This window comes from Leucobacter sp. WKLB1 (assembly GCF_059696215.1).
The window spans coordinates 3,158,245-3,172,066 of sequence record NZ_AP046115.1; the positions used below are offsets into that span (position 1 = coordinate 3,158,245).

A 13,822-nucleotide genomic window follows, 5' to 3' on the forward strand; every position below is an offset into this window, starting at 1 on the left:
CTAAAAAAGTGCTCTGATCAGGGCAATCACAACATGCAGCTGACGCACTCCGACATGTCCGTACCCTCGAGCGCGAGCTGGCGCAGACGGATGTAGTAAATCGTCTTGATGCCCTTGCGCCATGCGTAGATCTGCGCCTTGTTGATGTCGCGAGTCGTGGCAGTGTCCTTGAAGAACAGCGTCAGCGACAGACCCTGATCGACGTGCTGCGTCGCCGCAGCGTAGGTGTCGATGATCTTCTCGGGGCCGATCTCGTAGGCATCCTGGTAGAACTCGAGGTTCTCGTTCGACATGAACGGCGCCGGGTAGTAGACGCGGCCGAGCTTGCCTTCCTTGCGGATCTCGATCTTCGACGCGATCGGGTGAATCGAGCTCGTCGAGTTGTTGATGTACGAGATCGAGCCGGTCGGCGGCACCGCCTGGAGGTTCTGGTTGTAGATGCCGTGCTCCATGACGCTGGACTTCAGTTCGCGCCAGTCGTCTTGCGTCGGGATGTCGATGCCGGCCTTCGCGAAGAGCTCGGCGACCCGCTCGGTAGCGGGCACCCAGGCTTCGTCGGTGTACTTGTCGAAGAACACGCCCGATGCGTACTGCGAGTCCTCGAAACCGCCGAACACCTGCTTGCGCTCGATCGCGATGCGGTTCGACGCCTGGAGCGCATGGAAGAGCACCGTGTAGAAGTAGATGTTCGTGAAATCGATGCCCTCTTCGGAGCCGTAGTGCACGTGCTCACGAGCGAGGTAGCCGTGCAGGTTCATCTGGCCGAGGCCGATGGCGTGCGACTGGTCGTTGCCGTCTTCGATGGAGCGCACGGACGAGATGTGGCTCTGGTCACTGACCGAGGTGAGCGCGCGGATGGCGAGCTCGACAGTGCCGGCGAGATTGCCGCCGTCCATAGCTGCCGCGATGTTCATCGAGCCCAGGTTGCAGGAGATGTCCTTGCCGATGGCGCCGTAGCTCAGATCTTCGTTGTACGTGGTCGGGGTGTTGACCTGGAGGATCTCGGAGCAGAGGTTCGACATGTTGATGCGGCCCTTGATCGGGTTCGCCCGGTTCACCGTGTCTTCGAACACGATGTAGGGGTAGCCCGACTCGAACTGCAGCTCGGCGATCGTCTGGAAGAAGTGACGCGCGTTGATCTTCGTCTTCTTGATGCGCGCGTCATCGACCATCTCGTAGTACTTCTCGCTCAGCGAGATGTCGCCGAAGGGAACGCCGTAGATGCGCTCGACGTCGTACGGCGAGAACAGGTACATGTCCTCGCCCTTCTTGGCGAGTTCGAACGTGATGTCGGGGATGACGACGCCGAGGGAGAGCGTCTTGATGCGGATCTTCTCGTCGGCGTTCTCACGCTTGGTGTCGAGGAAGCGCATGATGTCAGGGTGGTGCGCCGAGAGGTACACCGCACCGGCACCCTGGCGCGCGCCAAGCTGGTTCGCGTAGCTGAAGCTGTCTTCGAGCAGCTTCATGACGGGGATGATGCCCGACGACTGGTTCTCGATCTTCTTGATCGGGGCACCGGTCTCGCGAATGTTGGAGAGCAGCAGGGCGACACCGCCGCCGCGCTTCGAGAGCTGCAGCGACGAGTTGATGCCGCGCGAGATCGACTCCATGTTGTCTTCGATGCGCAGCAGGAAGCAGGAGACGAGCTCGCCGCGCTGCGCCTTGCCGAGGTTCAGGAACGTCGGGGTCGCAGGCTGGAACCGGCCCGAGATGATTTCGCGCACGAGTCCGCGTGCGAGTTCTCGGTCACCCTCGGCGAGGCCGAGTGCCGACATGACGACACGGTCTTCGAAGCGCTCGAGGTAGCGCTTACCATCGAACGTCTTCAGCGCGTAGGAGGTGAAGAACTTGAAAGCGCCGAGGAAGGTCGGGAAGCGGAACTTCATCGCGAACGCTTCGTTCGTGAGCTCTTCGATGAACGGAACGCCGTACTGCTCGACCAGCTCCGACTCGTAGTAGTCGTTATCGATCAGGTAGCGCATGCGCTCTTCGTAGTTGTGGAAGAACACCATGTTCTGGTTGACGTGCTGCAGGAAGTACTGCCGCGCCGCCTCGCGGTCGCGATCGAACTGGATGTTACCGTCGGCGTCGTACAGATTGAGCATCGCGTTCAGCGCGTGATAATCCATCTCGCTGATCTTCGACGAGTCGAGTCCCGGCTCCATCACTGCTGTTTCCAAAACTGTTCCAATCCATCGTGGACGGCGGTCACGTCGTCCGGGGTTCCAAAGAGTTCAAATCGGTAGAGGAAGGGCACTTGGCACTTCCGGGCGACGATGTCGCCCGCGATCCCGTACGCCTCACCGAAGTTGGTGTTGCCCGCGGCGATCACTCCGCGCAGATGCGATCGATTCTCCTCGACGTTGAGGAACTTGATGACCTGCTTGGGCACGGCTCGCGTGTCAGGCCCTCCGCCGTAGGTGGGGAGGATGAGCACGTAGGGCTCGTGCACGATGAGCGGTTCGTCTTTCGCATGCAGCGGGATGCGAACCGCGGGGGTTCCGAGCTTCTCAACGAAGCGGTGCGTGTTGCCCGAAACGCTGGAGAAGTAGACGAGGTTCGCCATGGGCGCAGACTTGCCGGAAACAGCATGGGGCGAGAACCGCTCGTGTTCCCGCCCCATACGCATCCGTCTTACGCGAGTCGGCCGGCGAGTTCCGAGATCTTGTCGGGGCGGAAGCCCGACCAGTGCTCGTCATCAGCCACCACCACGGGTGCCTGCAGATAGCCCAGACCCTTGACCGCTTCGAGCGCCGTCTCGTCGGCAGTGACGTCGAGCACGTTGTACTCGATGCCCTGCTTGTCGAGCTCTCGGTAGGTCATGTTGCACTGCACGCACGACGGCTTGGTGTAAACGGTGACTGCCATTTCACGCCCTTCTCTCACAAACTCGCTCGCCTCGACCGAGGCACTACATCTAGTGAACCACACCGGGGCCGACCACAACATGATGTAGTTACACCAATGTAGTTTTCCACTTGATATCCACCTGCGCAAGGGGCGAATTGGGGAGAACTTTCGGCACCGTTCCGCCCTTGCACGGAGGTTATCCACAACCCCGCGCGGGTCGAAAAACTTTGCCCTCCACACCCGACTCGGCGTGTCGGCAAGCGGGGGCTCAGATGAGCGCAATCGGCCACAGCAGCTCACTCCCATCGGGCTGAAACCAGCGCAATACGAGCATCGCATCGGGCGCCGCGACAGCCGCCTCGGAGCGCACTCCCCGCAGCACGACGCGCAACCGCTCCCCGGGCAATATGGTTCGCGGCAACGACAACCCGAGCATGCCGTCGCCCGCCAGTGTGAAGCGCACCGAGTGCAACGGGCCACCCCCCGTGTTCTCAACCTCGATCACGCCACTGGCTGAGCGCTGCGAGATGCGCCACGGCACCACAACGGCCTGCCCCGGTGCCGCTGCCGCGTGCGTCTCGGCCGAAACGGCCTCGGCGACGACAGGCTGGGCGCGCGTGCGCGCTGGGGGCTGCAACCGGGTCGAGAGGCGGAACGGGTTCATGGTTCCAGTGTGTGGGGGACCACCGACATTGATGGGTGGGGCGTGGCATTACCCCAAATAGACATCCAGCGGCGCCAGCTCGGGCTGCGAGCGCACGTCGGCGACGGCCGCTGCACCCACTGCACAGGCAGCGGCCAGCGCCGCATCAGGCGCCTCACCGCTCACCAGCGCGACCACGAGCCCCGCACAGAAAGCGTCACCCGCACCCACTGTGCTGCGCACCTCATCGGCGTGCGACGCCGCTCGAGCGATCTCGACGCCGCCGCGCAGCAGCTTGGCGCCATCGGCGCCGAGACTCACCGCGACGAGCGCATCAGCGGTGTGCAGTGCGGGGATCGCTGCGAACTCTGATTCATTCACAATCACGAGATCCGCCCGCTCGATGACCTCGCTCGGCAGATCGGCGGCAGGCGCCGCATTCACCGCGAAGAATCCGGTGCAGGATCGCGCGGCGGCGACCACCGCAGCCATCGGCACCTCGAGCTGCACAAGCACCGCCTCACCGTCGCCGAATACCGCGTCGACCGCACTGACTTCGCCATTCGCCCCTGGGCACACACTGATCTGATTCTCACCGGCTGCATCAACCCCGATCAGCGCCACCCCCGTCGGTTGCGCACCACGGCGCACCGCGTCGAGCGAGACGCCCGCAGCCTCGAGCGCCGCGCGCGCAAGTGCACCCTCACCGTCATCGCCGACGACGCCCACCATGCGCACCTGCGCACCGAGATGCGAGGCCGCGACTGCCTGGTTGGCCCCCTTGCCCCCGGGCAGCCGACTGAACGTGCCACCACCGATCGTCTCACCGGGTCGGGGCAACGACTCCGTCTGCGCGATGAGGTCGATATTGATGCTGCCGAGCACGGCAAGCTGCGGGCGACGCGACATTGCGGCTCCTTCCGGCGATCCTGATCGCCTTACACGTGATGGTACGAACGCCCCGCCGAGATCTCCTGCGAGCGATACAACTGCTCGACGAGCATCAGACGCACGAGCTGGTGGGGAAAGACGAGCTGCGACAGGCTCCACACGAAGTCTGCGCGAGCACGCACGCGATCGTCGACGCCGTATGCGCCGCCGATGATCACGGTCACCGCCCGCCCACCGTCGAACGCGCGCTGCAGGGTGGCGGCGAGCTTCGGGGAGTCGACGTTCTTGCCGCGCTCGTCGAGCAGCACGACGAAGGCATCGCGGTCGAGCTTCGCAAGCAGCCGGTCAGACTCCTCAGTGCGCGCCGCATCGCCCTCGCGCGACGAATGCGGCAGCAGCTGCCAAGCGGTGTCGAACGGCTTGCGCAGGCGCTTCTCGTAGCGGTCGATGCCGTCGGAGACCCAGGTTTCATGCTTCTTGCCGACGGCGAGGACGCGGATGCTCATCCCACTCCTCTCATCCCGCGGCCGAGACAGCCGAGACGGCCCCGGCGGGCCCCGGCGGCCCCGCCCCAGTCTGCCACGACACCTCCGACGCGCGCGTTCATCACGATGCCACGCGCCGTTCGGGTTTGGTCACCCGTCGTTCGAGAAGTGTCATGCCCCGTTCTCACCCTGATCAATCTGCCCTCGTAGCGTGAACACGGCCCTGTTCCGGGCCCCTCATCATCGCGAAGGATTGCACCACTTCATCATGCAACAACGCTCCCCACTCCCCCTCCGCCGCCGGCTCGTCACCGGCCTCGCCGTAGTCGCAGCGGTAGCCGGGCTCACCCCCGCGTTCATCGCCCCCGACTTCGCCAGCGCGGCCGTGCCCGACGTTCCGCTCATCGACACCGCGTCGACCGAGTGGACGTACTCGGACAACGACACCGACCCCGCCGCCGGCAATCCCGATCGTCTCGCCTGGACCACTGACGACTTCGACGACTCCGCGTTCAAGACGGGCACCGCACCCTTCGGCGCGAAGAATGGAGCCCCCACCGGGCTGGGCTCTGCGTTCCCCGTCACGACACTGCTGAACCAGTACGTCGGGAGCTCCAAGGTCGACGTGCGCACCTTCCACTTCCGCACGAGCGTCGACCTCACCGAAGACGAGCTCTCGGCGATCTCAGAGCTTCAGGCGAAGGTCACCTACGACGATGCGATCCAGGTCTTCGTGAACGGCGAAAAGGTCGCCGGCTTCGTCGACGATCGCGTGAATGCCGCCCCCGAGTCCGAGCGCAACCTCATGTACGCCGGCGATTCGGGCGGCGACCCGGCGACCTCGACGTTCTCGATCCCGGCCGAAGCACTGCACGCCGGATCGAACACGGTCGCCGTCGCGCTCTATCAGGACCGCGCCACGAGCTCCGACATCTACTTCGATTTCGCGTCGCTGACCGCGGTCGACGTGGCCGCGCCCAACCTGCCGAGCGATATCGTGCAGACCGTCGGCGGCGACGCGACGAGCCGCAACCTCACCTGGTACACCGACCGCGACACCGCTCAGTCGGCGCAGATCGCTGCCATGCCCTCGGCGGCTGCGGCGACCGAAGCCGCGCGATCCGGCGCCGCATTCCCCGTCACTGGCGCGCAGACCATCGCCGCGACCAGCGACGGCACGACGAGCAGCGGCCAGGTCAACCACCGCGCCACGATCACCGGCCTCACCGAGCGCAGCGGCTACGTCTACCGCGTCGGCTCGGAGGAGTCGGGCTGGTCGGCGACCTACCCGCTCACCACGGCCGCCTTCTCGGGCGACACGAGTTTCCTCTTCTTCGGCGACCCCCAGGTCGGCGCATCGGGCAACCTCGCCTCCGATGAGGCCGGCTGGAACGATACCGTCGACGTGGCCCTCAGCACCTACCCCGAGACCGAACTGCTGTTCTCCGCGGGCGACCAGGTCAACACGGCTTCGAACGAGGATCAGTACGCGACGTTCCTATCACCTGACGCGCTCCGCGAGTACCCCCTCGTGCCCGTCAACGGCAACCACGACGTCGGTTCTAAGGCCTACGAGCAGCACTTCACCGTGCCGAACTTCGACCCGAACGCGGGCCCGGCATCGAACGCAAACTCCTCGGGCGGCGACTACTGGTTCGAATACAAGGACGTGCTGTACGTCATTCTGAACACGAACAGCAGCGACACCGCGAGCCACATCGAGTTCATGAATCGCGTGGTCGCCGAGCACGGCGCCGACGCGAAGTGGAAGGTGCTCGGATTCCACCACTCCATCTACTCCGTGGCTTCGCACGTCTTCGACGCACAGATCAAGAACTTGCGCACGGCACTGCCCGAGACCATCTCGGACCTCGGCTTCGACCTCGTGCTCCAGGGCCACGACCACAGCTACACCCGCAGCTACCTCGTCAACGATGGCGCGCTTGCCAACGCCGAAGAGGTTCCCGGGCAGTCGGTCGTGACGGCGAAGGACGGCGACGTGCTTTACGTCACGGCCAACTCCGCGAGCGGCTCGAAGTACTACGACGTCAAGGACCCCGAGGCCTGGTACGCATCGGTCATCAACCAGGAGCAGGTGCGCAACTACTCGAACGTTTCCATCTCCGATGACGAGATCACCGTCACCACGCTCCGCAGCGAGCAGCACGGTGCCGACGCGGTCAACAGCGTCGTCGACACGGTGACGCTGCGCCACGAGGGACGCCCTGCCGCACCCGCGCCGCAGCTCACCCTCGGCAACACATCGGTGCAGCAGGGCGGCACGCTCTCGGTGACTGGCGCGGGCTTCGAGCCCAACGAAGCGCTCACCGCCGAGGTGCACTCCGAGCCGATTGCACTCGACCCGTTCTCGGCAGATGCTGCGGGCGCGATCGACCTGCAATGGCAGATCCCTGCTGATTTCGAGCCGGGCGACCACGAGCTCGTGATCACGCGCGCCGACGGCACCCCCGTGACGATCGCCTTCGTGGTCGCTGCGGCCGAGGCCGCCACCGACGCGGATGCAGCGGGTGCGAGCGGCGCTGCCGACGCTGGCGCGACGGCCGGAGGCACCGCTGACGGCTCCGCTGCCTCCGCCGGTGGCACCTCCGCAGCCGACGGCACGGCGGGCTCAACTGGTTCTGCTGGTTCTTCCGGTTCTGCGACCACGGCCGAGGCGGCCGCGAACGGCGGTGCGGGATCCCCTGTCGCCACCGGCACCGGCTCCACTGCAGGCAGTGGTCTCGCCGTCACCGGCTCAGACGGTCAGCTCCTGACCTTCGTGATCGCCGGCGCACTGCTGGCACTCGGTGGCATCGTCGTCGCGGGCACCGTGCTGGCGCGCCGCCGAGCGCGCGCCGGGGAGTAACACCCAGCGGTGGCGGCCGAGTCTTCCGGTTCGGCCGCCACCGCTGCTCCGCACCGCTGCATCCCTATTGATCTTCTGGAGTTACTCGTGAGCCACTCGCGTCACCGTTCGATCGTCTCGGCCAAGGTCGTCACTGAATCGTCCGCCCGAGGAGCTATGCACAGCATGCGCACCGCCGGTCTCGGCGTGGCGCTCGCCTTCGCAACGGCGCTCGCCATCGCCGTGACCGGGTGCAGCTCTGCGGCCGACACTCAGGGCCCTCAGACCTCCGATACGGTCGTCGCAGCGCAGACATCGGCGCAAGGCACCGCGACGGAATCCGCGCTCGCGCCCGGCGCGACACTCGACGCACGGTCGCTCGGGCAGATCCCGGAGGCGACCGCGGATTGGCACGTCGTGGTGATCAGTTCGGGCGACACCGATTCACAGATCGTCTCAGACGCGCTGCTGCGCCTCGCCCCCGAGCATCTCGCGTCCGTCGATGTGCGTACCACCGACCGCGCCGACGAGTCGCTGGCTCACCTGCTCGGCGATCAGGCCACGACCGCCCGACCCGACCTCATCGTCGGCATCGGACCCGCCACGGCGGGAGCCTTCGATCTACTCAGCGCCGCAAACCTCGACCAGCAGTTCCTCATGCTCGGCACGCAGCTCGCCGAACCCACCGACAACGTGACCGCGGCGGTCTGGCCCGGCGCCGACGAGCGTGCAGTGTTCGCCGATCGCGCGCCGTCGTTCTTCGCCACGCCTGCCGATGCCGACGCGGCAGTGCTCGCGGGCATCACCGCAGCCGCAACCGGATGGAACGGGTTCGTCTTCGAAGCCGGCGCCGACCCCGCTCCCCTGGACTGAGCTGCTCCTCGAGTTCCGGCTCGCGCGCTCGACCTGCTAGGCCCGAACCGTATCGAGATACCCGCCGATGCGCCCGATCGCCTCGGTGAGCACCGGCACGGACGGGAGGGTGACGAAGCGCAGGTGATCCGGCGTCGGCAGATTGAAACCGCGGCCGTTCGTCACTAGCACGTGCGTCGCCTGCAGCACATCGATCACGAACGCCTGATCGTCTGCGATCGGGTACGCCTCGGGGTCGAGCTTCGGGAAGAGATACATCGCCCCGCCCGGCAACTCGCAGGTCACGCCCGGGATCTCGGTGAGCAGTCGGTGCGCCGTATCGCGCTGCTCACGCAGCCGCCCGCCGGGGGCGCACAATTCGGCGATACCCGACCAGTTCGACGCCGGGTCGAGGGCAACCGGGATCGCGTGCTGCGCCGGCACATTCGCGCACATGCGCATATTCGCGAGCAGCTGCAACCCCTCAAGGAAGTCGCGCGAGCGGGTGCGGTCGCCCGAAATCGCGAGCCACCCCGAACGGTAGCCGGCGACGCGCTGCGCCTTCGACAGGCCGCTGAATGTCAGGCACAGGGTGTCGTGCGTGTGCAGCGCGGCGTGCTCGTGAATCGCACCGTCGTACAAGATGCGCTCGTAGATCTCATCGGCCATCAGCACGATGCCGTGCCGCTCGGCCAACGCCGCGAATCCGCGCACCAGCTCGGCCGAGTAAACCGCACCCGTCGGGTTATTGGGGTTGATGAGCACGATGCCCTTGGTCGCCGGCGTGACCAGGCGCTCGATCGCTTCGAGGTCGGGCATCCACCCGTTCGACTCGTCGCACGGATAGTGCACGGCCTGGCCGCCCGAAAGAGTGACCTGCGCGGTCCAGAGTGGATAGTCGGGCGACGGCACGAGGATCTCATCGCCGTCATCGACCAGCGCCTGCAGCACGAGCGAGATCATCTCGCTCACACCGTTGCCGATGTAGATGTCGTCGGGGGTCACACCCGCGACGCCCTCTTCGCTGTAGTAGCGGGCGACTGCCTCGCGCGCCGGCAGGATGCCGCGCGAATCGCTGTAGCCCTGAGCCTCGGTGAGTACCTGCTGCAGGCGGTCGACGATCTCGGGCGGCGCCTCGAAGCCGAACGGCGCCGGGTTGCCGATGTTGAGCTTCAGGATCTGATGACCCTCGCGCTCGAGGCGCTCGGCCTCCTGCAAGATCGGGCCGCGCACGTCATAGCGCACCCCGGCGAGCTTCCGGGATTGGGTGATGTTCCGCACGAGTTCGATCCTACGACGCTGCGGGGGCCGGGTGCGGCGATGGTGGATCATCTCCACTCTGCGGCGCTGCCGCTCCCGTGCGATCGGGGTCACTTTGGGAGGGTGCGAGTACCGCAACACACTCCGAAAGTGACCCCGCTGCCACCGGACGCAGCAGCGCAGCGGCGCAGCGACCGATCCGCAGTCGCGCAGTGCGATCGGGGTAACTTTCGGTGGGTGTGGCCGCCCATTCCTGCCGCAACACCGGTCCGAAGTTACCCCGATCGCAATGATGGCGCGGCGGCACGGCCGCAGCGGCGGCATAGGCGCAGCGGCGCGGCGGAGTGGGCGCAGCGACGCAGCGGAGTGGGCGCAGCGACGCAGCGGAGTGGGCGCAGCGACGCGCCGCCACAGCGCGCCTACTGCTGCTGGGCGTAGAGCTCGGCGTACGAGCCGCCGAGGTCGAGCAGCTGCTGGTGGGTGCCGTGCTCCAAGATGCGGCCCGCGCCGACCACGTAGATGCGGTCGGCGTCGACGATGGTGGAGAGCCGGTGCGCGATCGCGATCGTGGTGCGGCCGCTGCGCGCGTCTTCGAGAGCGTGCTGCACGATGCGCTCGTTCACGGTGTCGAGCGCGCTCGTCGCCTCGTCGAGCACGAGCACGCGCGGGTTCTTGAGCAGCACGCGCGCGATCGCGATGCGTTGCTTCTCACCGCCCGACAGTCGGTAGCCGCGCTCGCCGACGACGGTGTCGTACCCGTCGGCGAAGCTCGCGATCGTGTCGTGGATGTTCGCGAGGCGCGCGGCTGCCTCGATCTCGGCGTCGGTGGCGTCGGGCTTCGCATAGCGCAGGTTCGCCTGAATGGTGGCGTGGAAGAGATACGGCTCCTGCGTGACGACGCCGATGCGGTCCATCAGCGCCTCTTGGCTGAGTGAGCGCACGTCGTCGTCGCCGTAGCGCACCGTGCCTTCGGAGGCGTCGTAGAGGCGCGGAATCAGCGACCCGATGGTCGTCTTGCCCGAACCCGAGGCGCCGACGAACGCGACGAACTCGCCGGGCTCCACGTGGAACGACACCGCGTCGAGCGTTGGCCGGTCGTCGGGGCCCGCGTCGGGATAGCGGAACGTCACCCCCTCAAACGTGATGCGGCCGGCGCGACCTGGGGCATCGGAGGGCTGCTGTGCATCGGGTGCGTCGACGATGGCCGGCGTCAGGTCGAGATACTCGAAGATGCGCGCGAAAAGCGCCTGCGAGGTCTGCAGGTCGAGCGCGATGCGCATGAGCGAGACGAGCGGGAAGAGCAGCCGCGACTGCACCGTTGTGAAGGCGACGATGGTGCCGGCGGTGATGCCGGGGTCGAACCCTTCGCCTTGCCCGCGCGCGATGAGCCAGCCCGAGATGAGGTAGACGATCGCCGGCACCGCCGACAGAAAGACCTGCACCAGCGCAAAGAACAGCTGCCCGCTCATCGTCTGCCGTACCTGCAGGTCGATCTGGTTGCGATTCTCGGCAGCATAGCGCTCGGTCTCGGCACTCTGCCGGGAGTAGGTCTTCGCCAGCAGTACGCCCGAGATCGAGAGCGCTTCTTGCGTGATCGCCGACATCTCGGACAGCGATTCTTGCGTGCGGCCGGCGATCTTCGCACGGATCTGCCCGACGCGCCGCTGGGCGATGACGAGCACGGGCATGATCACCACGGCGATGAGCGTGAGCTGCCAGCTGAGCAAGATCATCGCGACCGCGGCAGCCACCACGGTGACGGTGTTGCCGATGATGTTCGACACCGTATTCGTCAGCACGTTGGCCACGCCGCCGACGTCGTTCTGGAGTCGCGACTGAATGACGCCCGTCTTCGTGCGCGTGAAGAAGCCCAACTCCATGGATTGCAGGTGCGAGAACAGCTTGACGCGCAGGTCGCCCATTACGCGATTGCCGACGCGCGCGGTGAAGAGGGTTTGCACGATGCCAAGGCCCGAGGAGACGATGAACACGGCGATCATCGCGGCGACGAGCCAGGCGAGGGTCGTGAGGTGCGGCCCGCCGCCGTCGAGCGGAAAGAGCCCGTCATCGAAGACGCGCTGCGTCAACAGCGGGGGCAGGATCGCGAGCGCCGCCGACACCAGCACGAGTGCCACGATGATGACGAGCTGCCCACGGTAAGGCCGGAAGAGTTCGGCGATGCGGTGCCCGAGCCCGTCGACTTTCGGGGCGGCGCGGTTCAGCTTGCGCTGCAGTTCTGCGTCGCCCGCCGATACGCGAGACCCTCGGCCTCCCGGGCCGCCACCCATGCTCATACCTCGGAGAATATCGCGCGCCGCCGACACTCGGTCGATTTGTTCGCGTCGGGCGGTCGCACGTTGATACGACAGGGAGCCGCGAGTCGGCGCGGCACGCAGCGGCGCGTTGATCGGACACCCGCAAGAAACGCGCGCCGCACGCGCACGATACGCCTGAAAACCGTGAGCATTCCCAGAGAAACTATCTTGACGTCGAGATACTTCAGGAGTCTAATGAAGGTGACCCTTATATTCATCGGATGATTGGAATGGGCGATGACCGAAGTACAGGAACTGGCACGATTCGTCGACGCGGCAGCGATCGACGACCTGAGCGCTGCGGCGCTCGAACAACTCAAGATCCGGGTGCTCGACACCCTGGGCGTGGCCATCGGCGCGCTCGACGCTGAGCCCACCGAGGCAATCCGCGGCCTCCTCGAAGACCTGGGCGGCGCCCCCACCGCGACGATGATCGGCGGCGGCGCGACGAGCCCCGAGCGCGCGGCCTTCTACAACAGCGCACTCAGCCGCTACCTCGACTTCATGGATTCCTACCTCGCGCCCGGCGAGACGAACCACCCCTCCGACAACCTCGGCGCCGTACTCGCGGCCGCCGAGTCGGCCGACGCATCGGGCGCCGAGTTCCTCACCGCCCTCGGCGTCGCCTACCAGGTGCACGCCCGACTCTCGGACGAGGCGCCGGTGCGCGCCAAGGGCTTCGATCACACGACGCAGGGCGCGTTCGCCGCCGCGGCCGGCGCCGCGAAAGCACTCGGCCTCGCCCCCGAGCAGATCGCCAACGCGGTGGCCATCGCGGGCACGGCAAATGTGGCGCTCCGCGTCACCCGTACGGGCAACCTCAGCCACTGGAAGGGACTCGCCTACCCGCACGTCTCGCAGAACGGCACCTTCGCCGCCCTGCTCGCGAGCCGCGGCATCACCGGCCCCGAGGCGGTCTTCGAGGGCAACAAGGGCTTCAAGGACTCGGTCTCGGGCCCGTTCGATCTCGACTGGTCGCGCGAAGATCTTGAGCGCGTGCGGCAGACCATCATCAAGAAGCACAACGCCGAGATCCACTCGCAGTCGGCGCTCGATGCGGCGCAAGACATTCGCGCGCAAGACGGCTTCAACCCGCGCGCGATCGAGCGCGTGCGCCTCACGACCTTCGACGTCGCCTACTCGATCATCGGCGGCGGAGAAGAGGGCGACAAGCGCCTGGTTCGCAACAAGGAGGAGGCGGATCACTCGCTGCCGTGGATGGTCGCGGTCGTGCTGCTCGACGGCGCACTCAACCCGGAGCAGTACGAGCCCGAGCGCATCGTCGCGGCCGACGTGCAGGGCCTCATGACCCGCGTCACCATCACTCCGAGCGATGAGTTCTCGGCGCGATTCCCGGCGCACATGCCAGCTGATCTCGAGGTCGAGCTCGCCGACGGCACGGTCTTCCGCTCGTCGCAAGACAGCCACCACGGCTTCCACGACAACCCCCTCGACTGGGTCTCGGCCCGGCGTAAGTTCGACGCCCTCACGTCGCCGTTCGCCGACCAGGCGCTCCGCGACGAGATCGCGGAGATCGTGCACGATCTCGACGCGCGCAGCACGCGCGAGTTGACCGCAGCGCTCGCACGCGTACCCCGCACCCGCAGCGCCGCGCAGAACGCAGACGGGGCGACCACGGCGTCTGCCGCGCACGCCGCCTGATCCCACACCGCAGAGC

General features: G+C 66.5%; 11 protein-coding genes. 3 read left to right on the top strand and 8 right to left on the bottom strand.

The window, feature by feature from the left end:
* Positions 1-26: 26 nt before the first annotated feature.
* From nrdE to ACZF5Y_RS14525, 6 genes are all read right to left on the bottom strand, one after another.
* Positions 27-2,168, bottom strand: a complete 2,142-nt coding sequence (gene nrdE / locus ACZF5Y_RS14500) for a class 1b ribonucleoside-diphosphate reductase subunit alpha (protein WP_497533429.1) — start codon at positions 2,166-2,168, stop codon at positions 27-29.
* A complete protein-coding gene (gene nrdI, locus ACZF5Y_RS14505; RefSeq protein WP_053353872.1) occupies positions 2,168-2,569 on the bottom strand; it encodes a class Ib ribonucleoside-diphosphate reductase assembly flavoprotein NrdI in 402 nt (133 codons plus the stop codon). The genes nrdE and nrdI overlap by 1 nt, the downstream gene beginning before the upstream one ends.
* A gap of 68 nt (positions 2,570-2,637) precedes the next feature.
* Positions 2,638-2,871 (bottom strand): glutaredoxin-like protein NrdH, encoded by a 234-nt coding sequence (gene nrdH, locus ACZF5Y_RS14510; RefSeq protein ID WP_053353789.1) that lies wholly within the window; start codon positions 2,869-2,871, stop codon positions 2,638-2,640.
* Positions 2,872-3,121: 250 nt separating this feature from the next.
* Entirely contained in the window at positions 3,122-3,517 is a 396-nt protein-coding gene (locus tag ACZF5Y_RS14515) for a hypothetical protein (RefSeq protein WP_497533430.1), read from the bottom strand.
* Between the two features lie 48 nt (positions 3,518-3,565).
* Complete coding sequence (locus ACZF5Y_RS14520; protein ID WP_497533431.1) at positions 3,566-4,405, bottom strand: PfkB family carbohydrate kinase; 840 nt, start codon at positions 4,403-4,405, stop codon at positions 3,566-3,568.
* Positions 4,406-4,434: 29 nt separating this feature from the next.
* A complete protein-coding gene (locus tag ACZF5Y_RS14525) occupies positions 4,435-4,893 on the bottom strand; it encodes a 23S rRNA (pseudouridine(1915)-N(3))-methyltransferase RlmH (RefSeq protein WP_497533432.1) in 459 nt (152 codons plus the stop codon).
* A gap of 247 nt (positions 4,894-5,140) precedes the next feature.
* Between ACZF5Y_RS14525 and ACZF5Y_RS14530 the strand changes: the two genes are divergently transcribed.
* Together ACZF5Y_RS14530 and ACZF5Y_RS14535 are read left to right on the top strand one after the other, a co-directional pair.
* The gene (locus tag ACZF5Y_RS14530) at positions 5,141-7,738 is read left to right on the top strand and encodes a purple acid phosphatase family protein (RefSeq protein ID WP_497533433.1); all 2,598 of its coding nucleotides are present in this window, start codon (positions 5,141-5,143) and stop codon (positions 7,736-7,738) included.
* A 156-nt stretch (positions 7,739-7,894) separates the two neighbouring features.
* Positions 7,895-8,590: a type 1 periplasmic-binding domain-containing protein gene (locus tag ACZF5Y_RS14535; protein WP_497533434.1), complete on the top strand. Its 696-nt coding sequence runs from the start codon at positions 7,895-7,897 to the stop codon at positions 8,588-8,590.
* A 36-nt stretch (positions 8,591-8,626) separates the two neighbouring features.
* On the opposite strand, the gene ACZF5Y_RS14540 is transcribed toward ACZF5Y_RS14535, so the two are convergent.
* Both ACZF5Y_RS14540 and ACZF5Y_RS14545 read right to left on the bottom strand, forming a co-directional pair.
* On the bottom strand, positions 8,627-9,850 hold the full coding sequence (locus ACZF5Y_RS14540) for a pyridoxal phosphate-dependent aminotransferase (RefSeq protein WP_497533435.1): 1,224 nt from the start codon (positions 9,848-9,850) through the stop codon (positions 8,627-8,629).
* 398 nt (positions 9,851-10,248) lie between these two features.
* Complete coding sequence (locus tag ACZF5Y_RS14545) at positions 10,249-12,117, bottom strand: ABC transporter ATP-binding protein (protein WP_497535345.1); 1,869 nt, start codon at positions 12,115-12,117, stop codon at positions 10,249-10,251.
* Positions 12,118-12,381: 264 nt separating this feature from the next.
* Between ACZF5Y_RS14545 and ACZF5Y_RS14550 the strand changes: the two genes are divergently transcribed.
* Complete coding sequence (locus tag ACZF5Y_RS14550) at positions 12,382-13,806, top strand: MmgE/PrpD family protein (RefSeq protein WP_497533436.1); 1,425 nt, start codon at positions 12,382-12,384, stop codon at positions 13,804-13,806.
* The last annotated feature ends 16 nt before the right edge of the window (positions 13,807-13,822 follow it).

What these genes read in the sequence shown, in the direction of transcription:
- nrdE (WP_497533429.1), bottom strand. Translation starts at nt 2,168, where the DNA reads ATGGAGCCGGGACTCGACTCGTCGAAGATCAGCGAGATGGATTATCAC.
- nrdI (WP_053353872.1), bottom strand. Translation starts at nt 2,569, where the DNA reads ATGGCGAACCTCGTCTACTTCTCCAGCGTTTCGGGCAACACGCACCGC.
- nrdH (WP_053353789.1), bottom strand. Translation starts at nt 2,871, where the DNA reads ATGGCAGTCACCGTTTACACCAAGCCGTCGTGCGTGCAGTGCAACATG.
- ACZF5Y_RS14515 (WP_497533430.1), bottom strand. Translation starts at nt 3,517, where the DNA reads ATGAACCCGTTCCGCCTCTCGACCCGGTTGCAGCCCCCAGCGCGCACG.
- ACZF5Y_RS14520 (WP_497533431.1), bottom strand. Translation starts at nt 4,405, where the DNA reads ATGTCGCGTCGCCCGCAGCTTGCCGTGCTCGGCAGCATCAATATCGAC.
- ACZF5Y_RS14525 (WP_497533432.1), bottom strand. Translation starts at nt 4,893, where the DNA reads ATGAGCATCCGCGTCCTCGCCGTCGGCAAGAAGCATGAAACCTGGGTC.
- ACZF5Y_RS14530 (WP_497533433.1), top strand. Translation starts at nt 5,141, where the DNA reads ATGCAACAACGCTCCCCACTCCCCCTCCGCCGCCGGCTCGTCACCGGC.
- ACZF5Y_RS14535 (WP_497533434.1), top strand. Translation starts at nt 7,895, where the DNA reads ATGCACAGCATGCGCACCGCCGGTCTCGGCGTGGCGCTCGCCTTCGCA.
- ACZF5Y_RS14545 (WP_497535345.1), bottom strand. Translation starts at nt 12,117, where the DNA reads ATGGGTGGCGGCCCGGGAGGCCGAGGGTCTCGCGTATCGGCGGGCGAC.
- ACZF5Y_RS14550 (WP_497533436.1), top strand. Translation starts at nt 12,382, where the DNA reads ATGACCGAAGTACAGGAACTGGCACGATTCGTCGACGCGGCAGCGATC.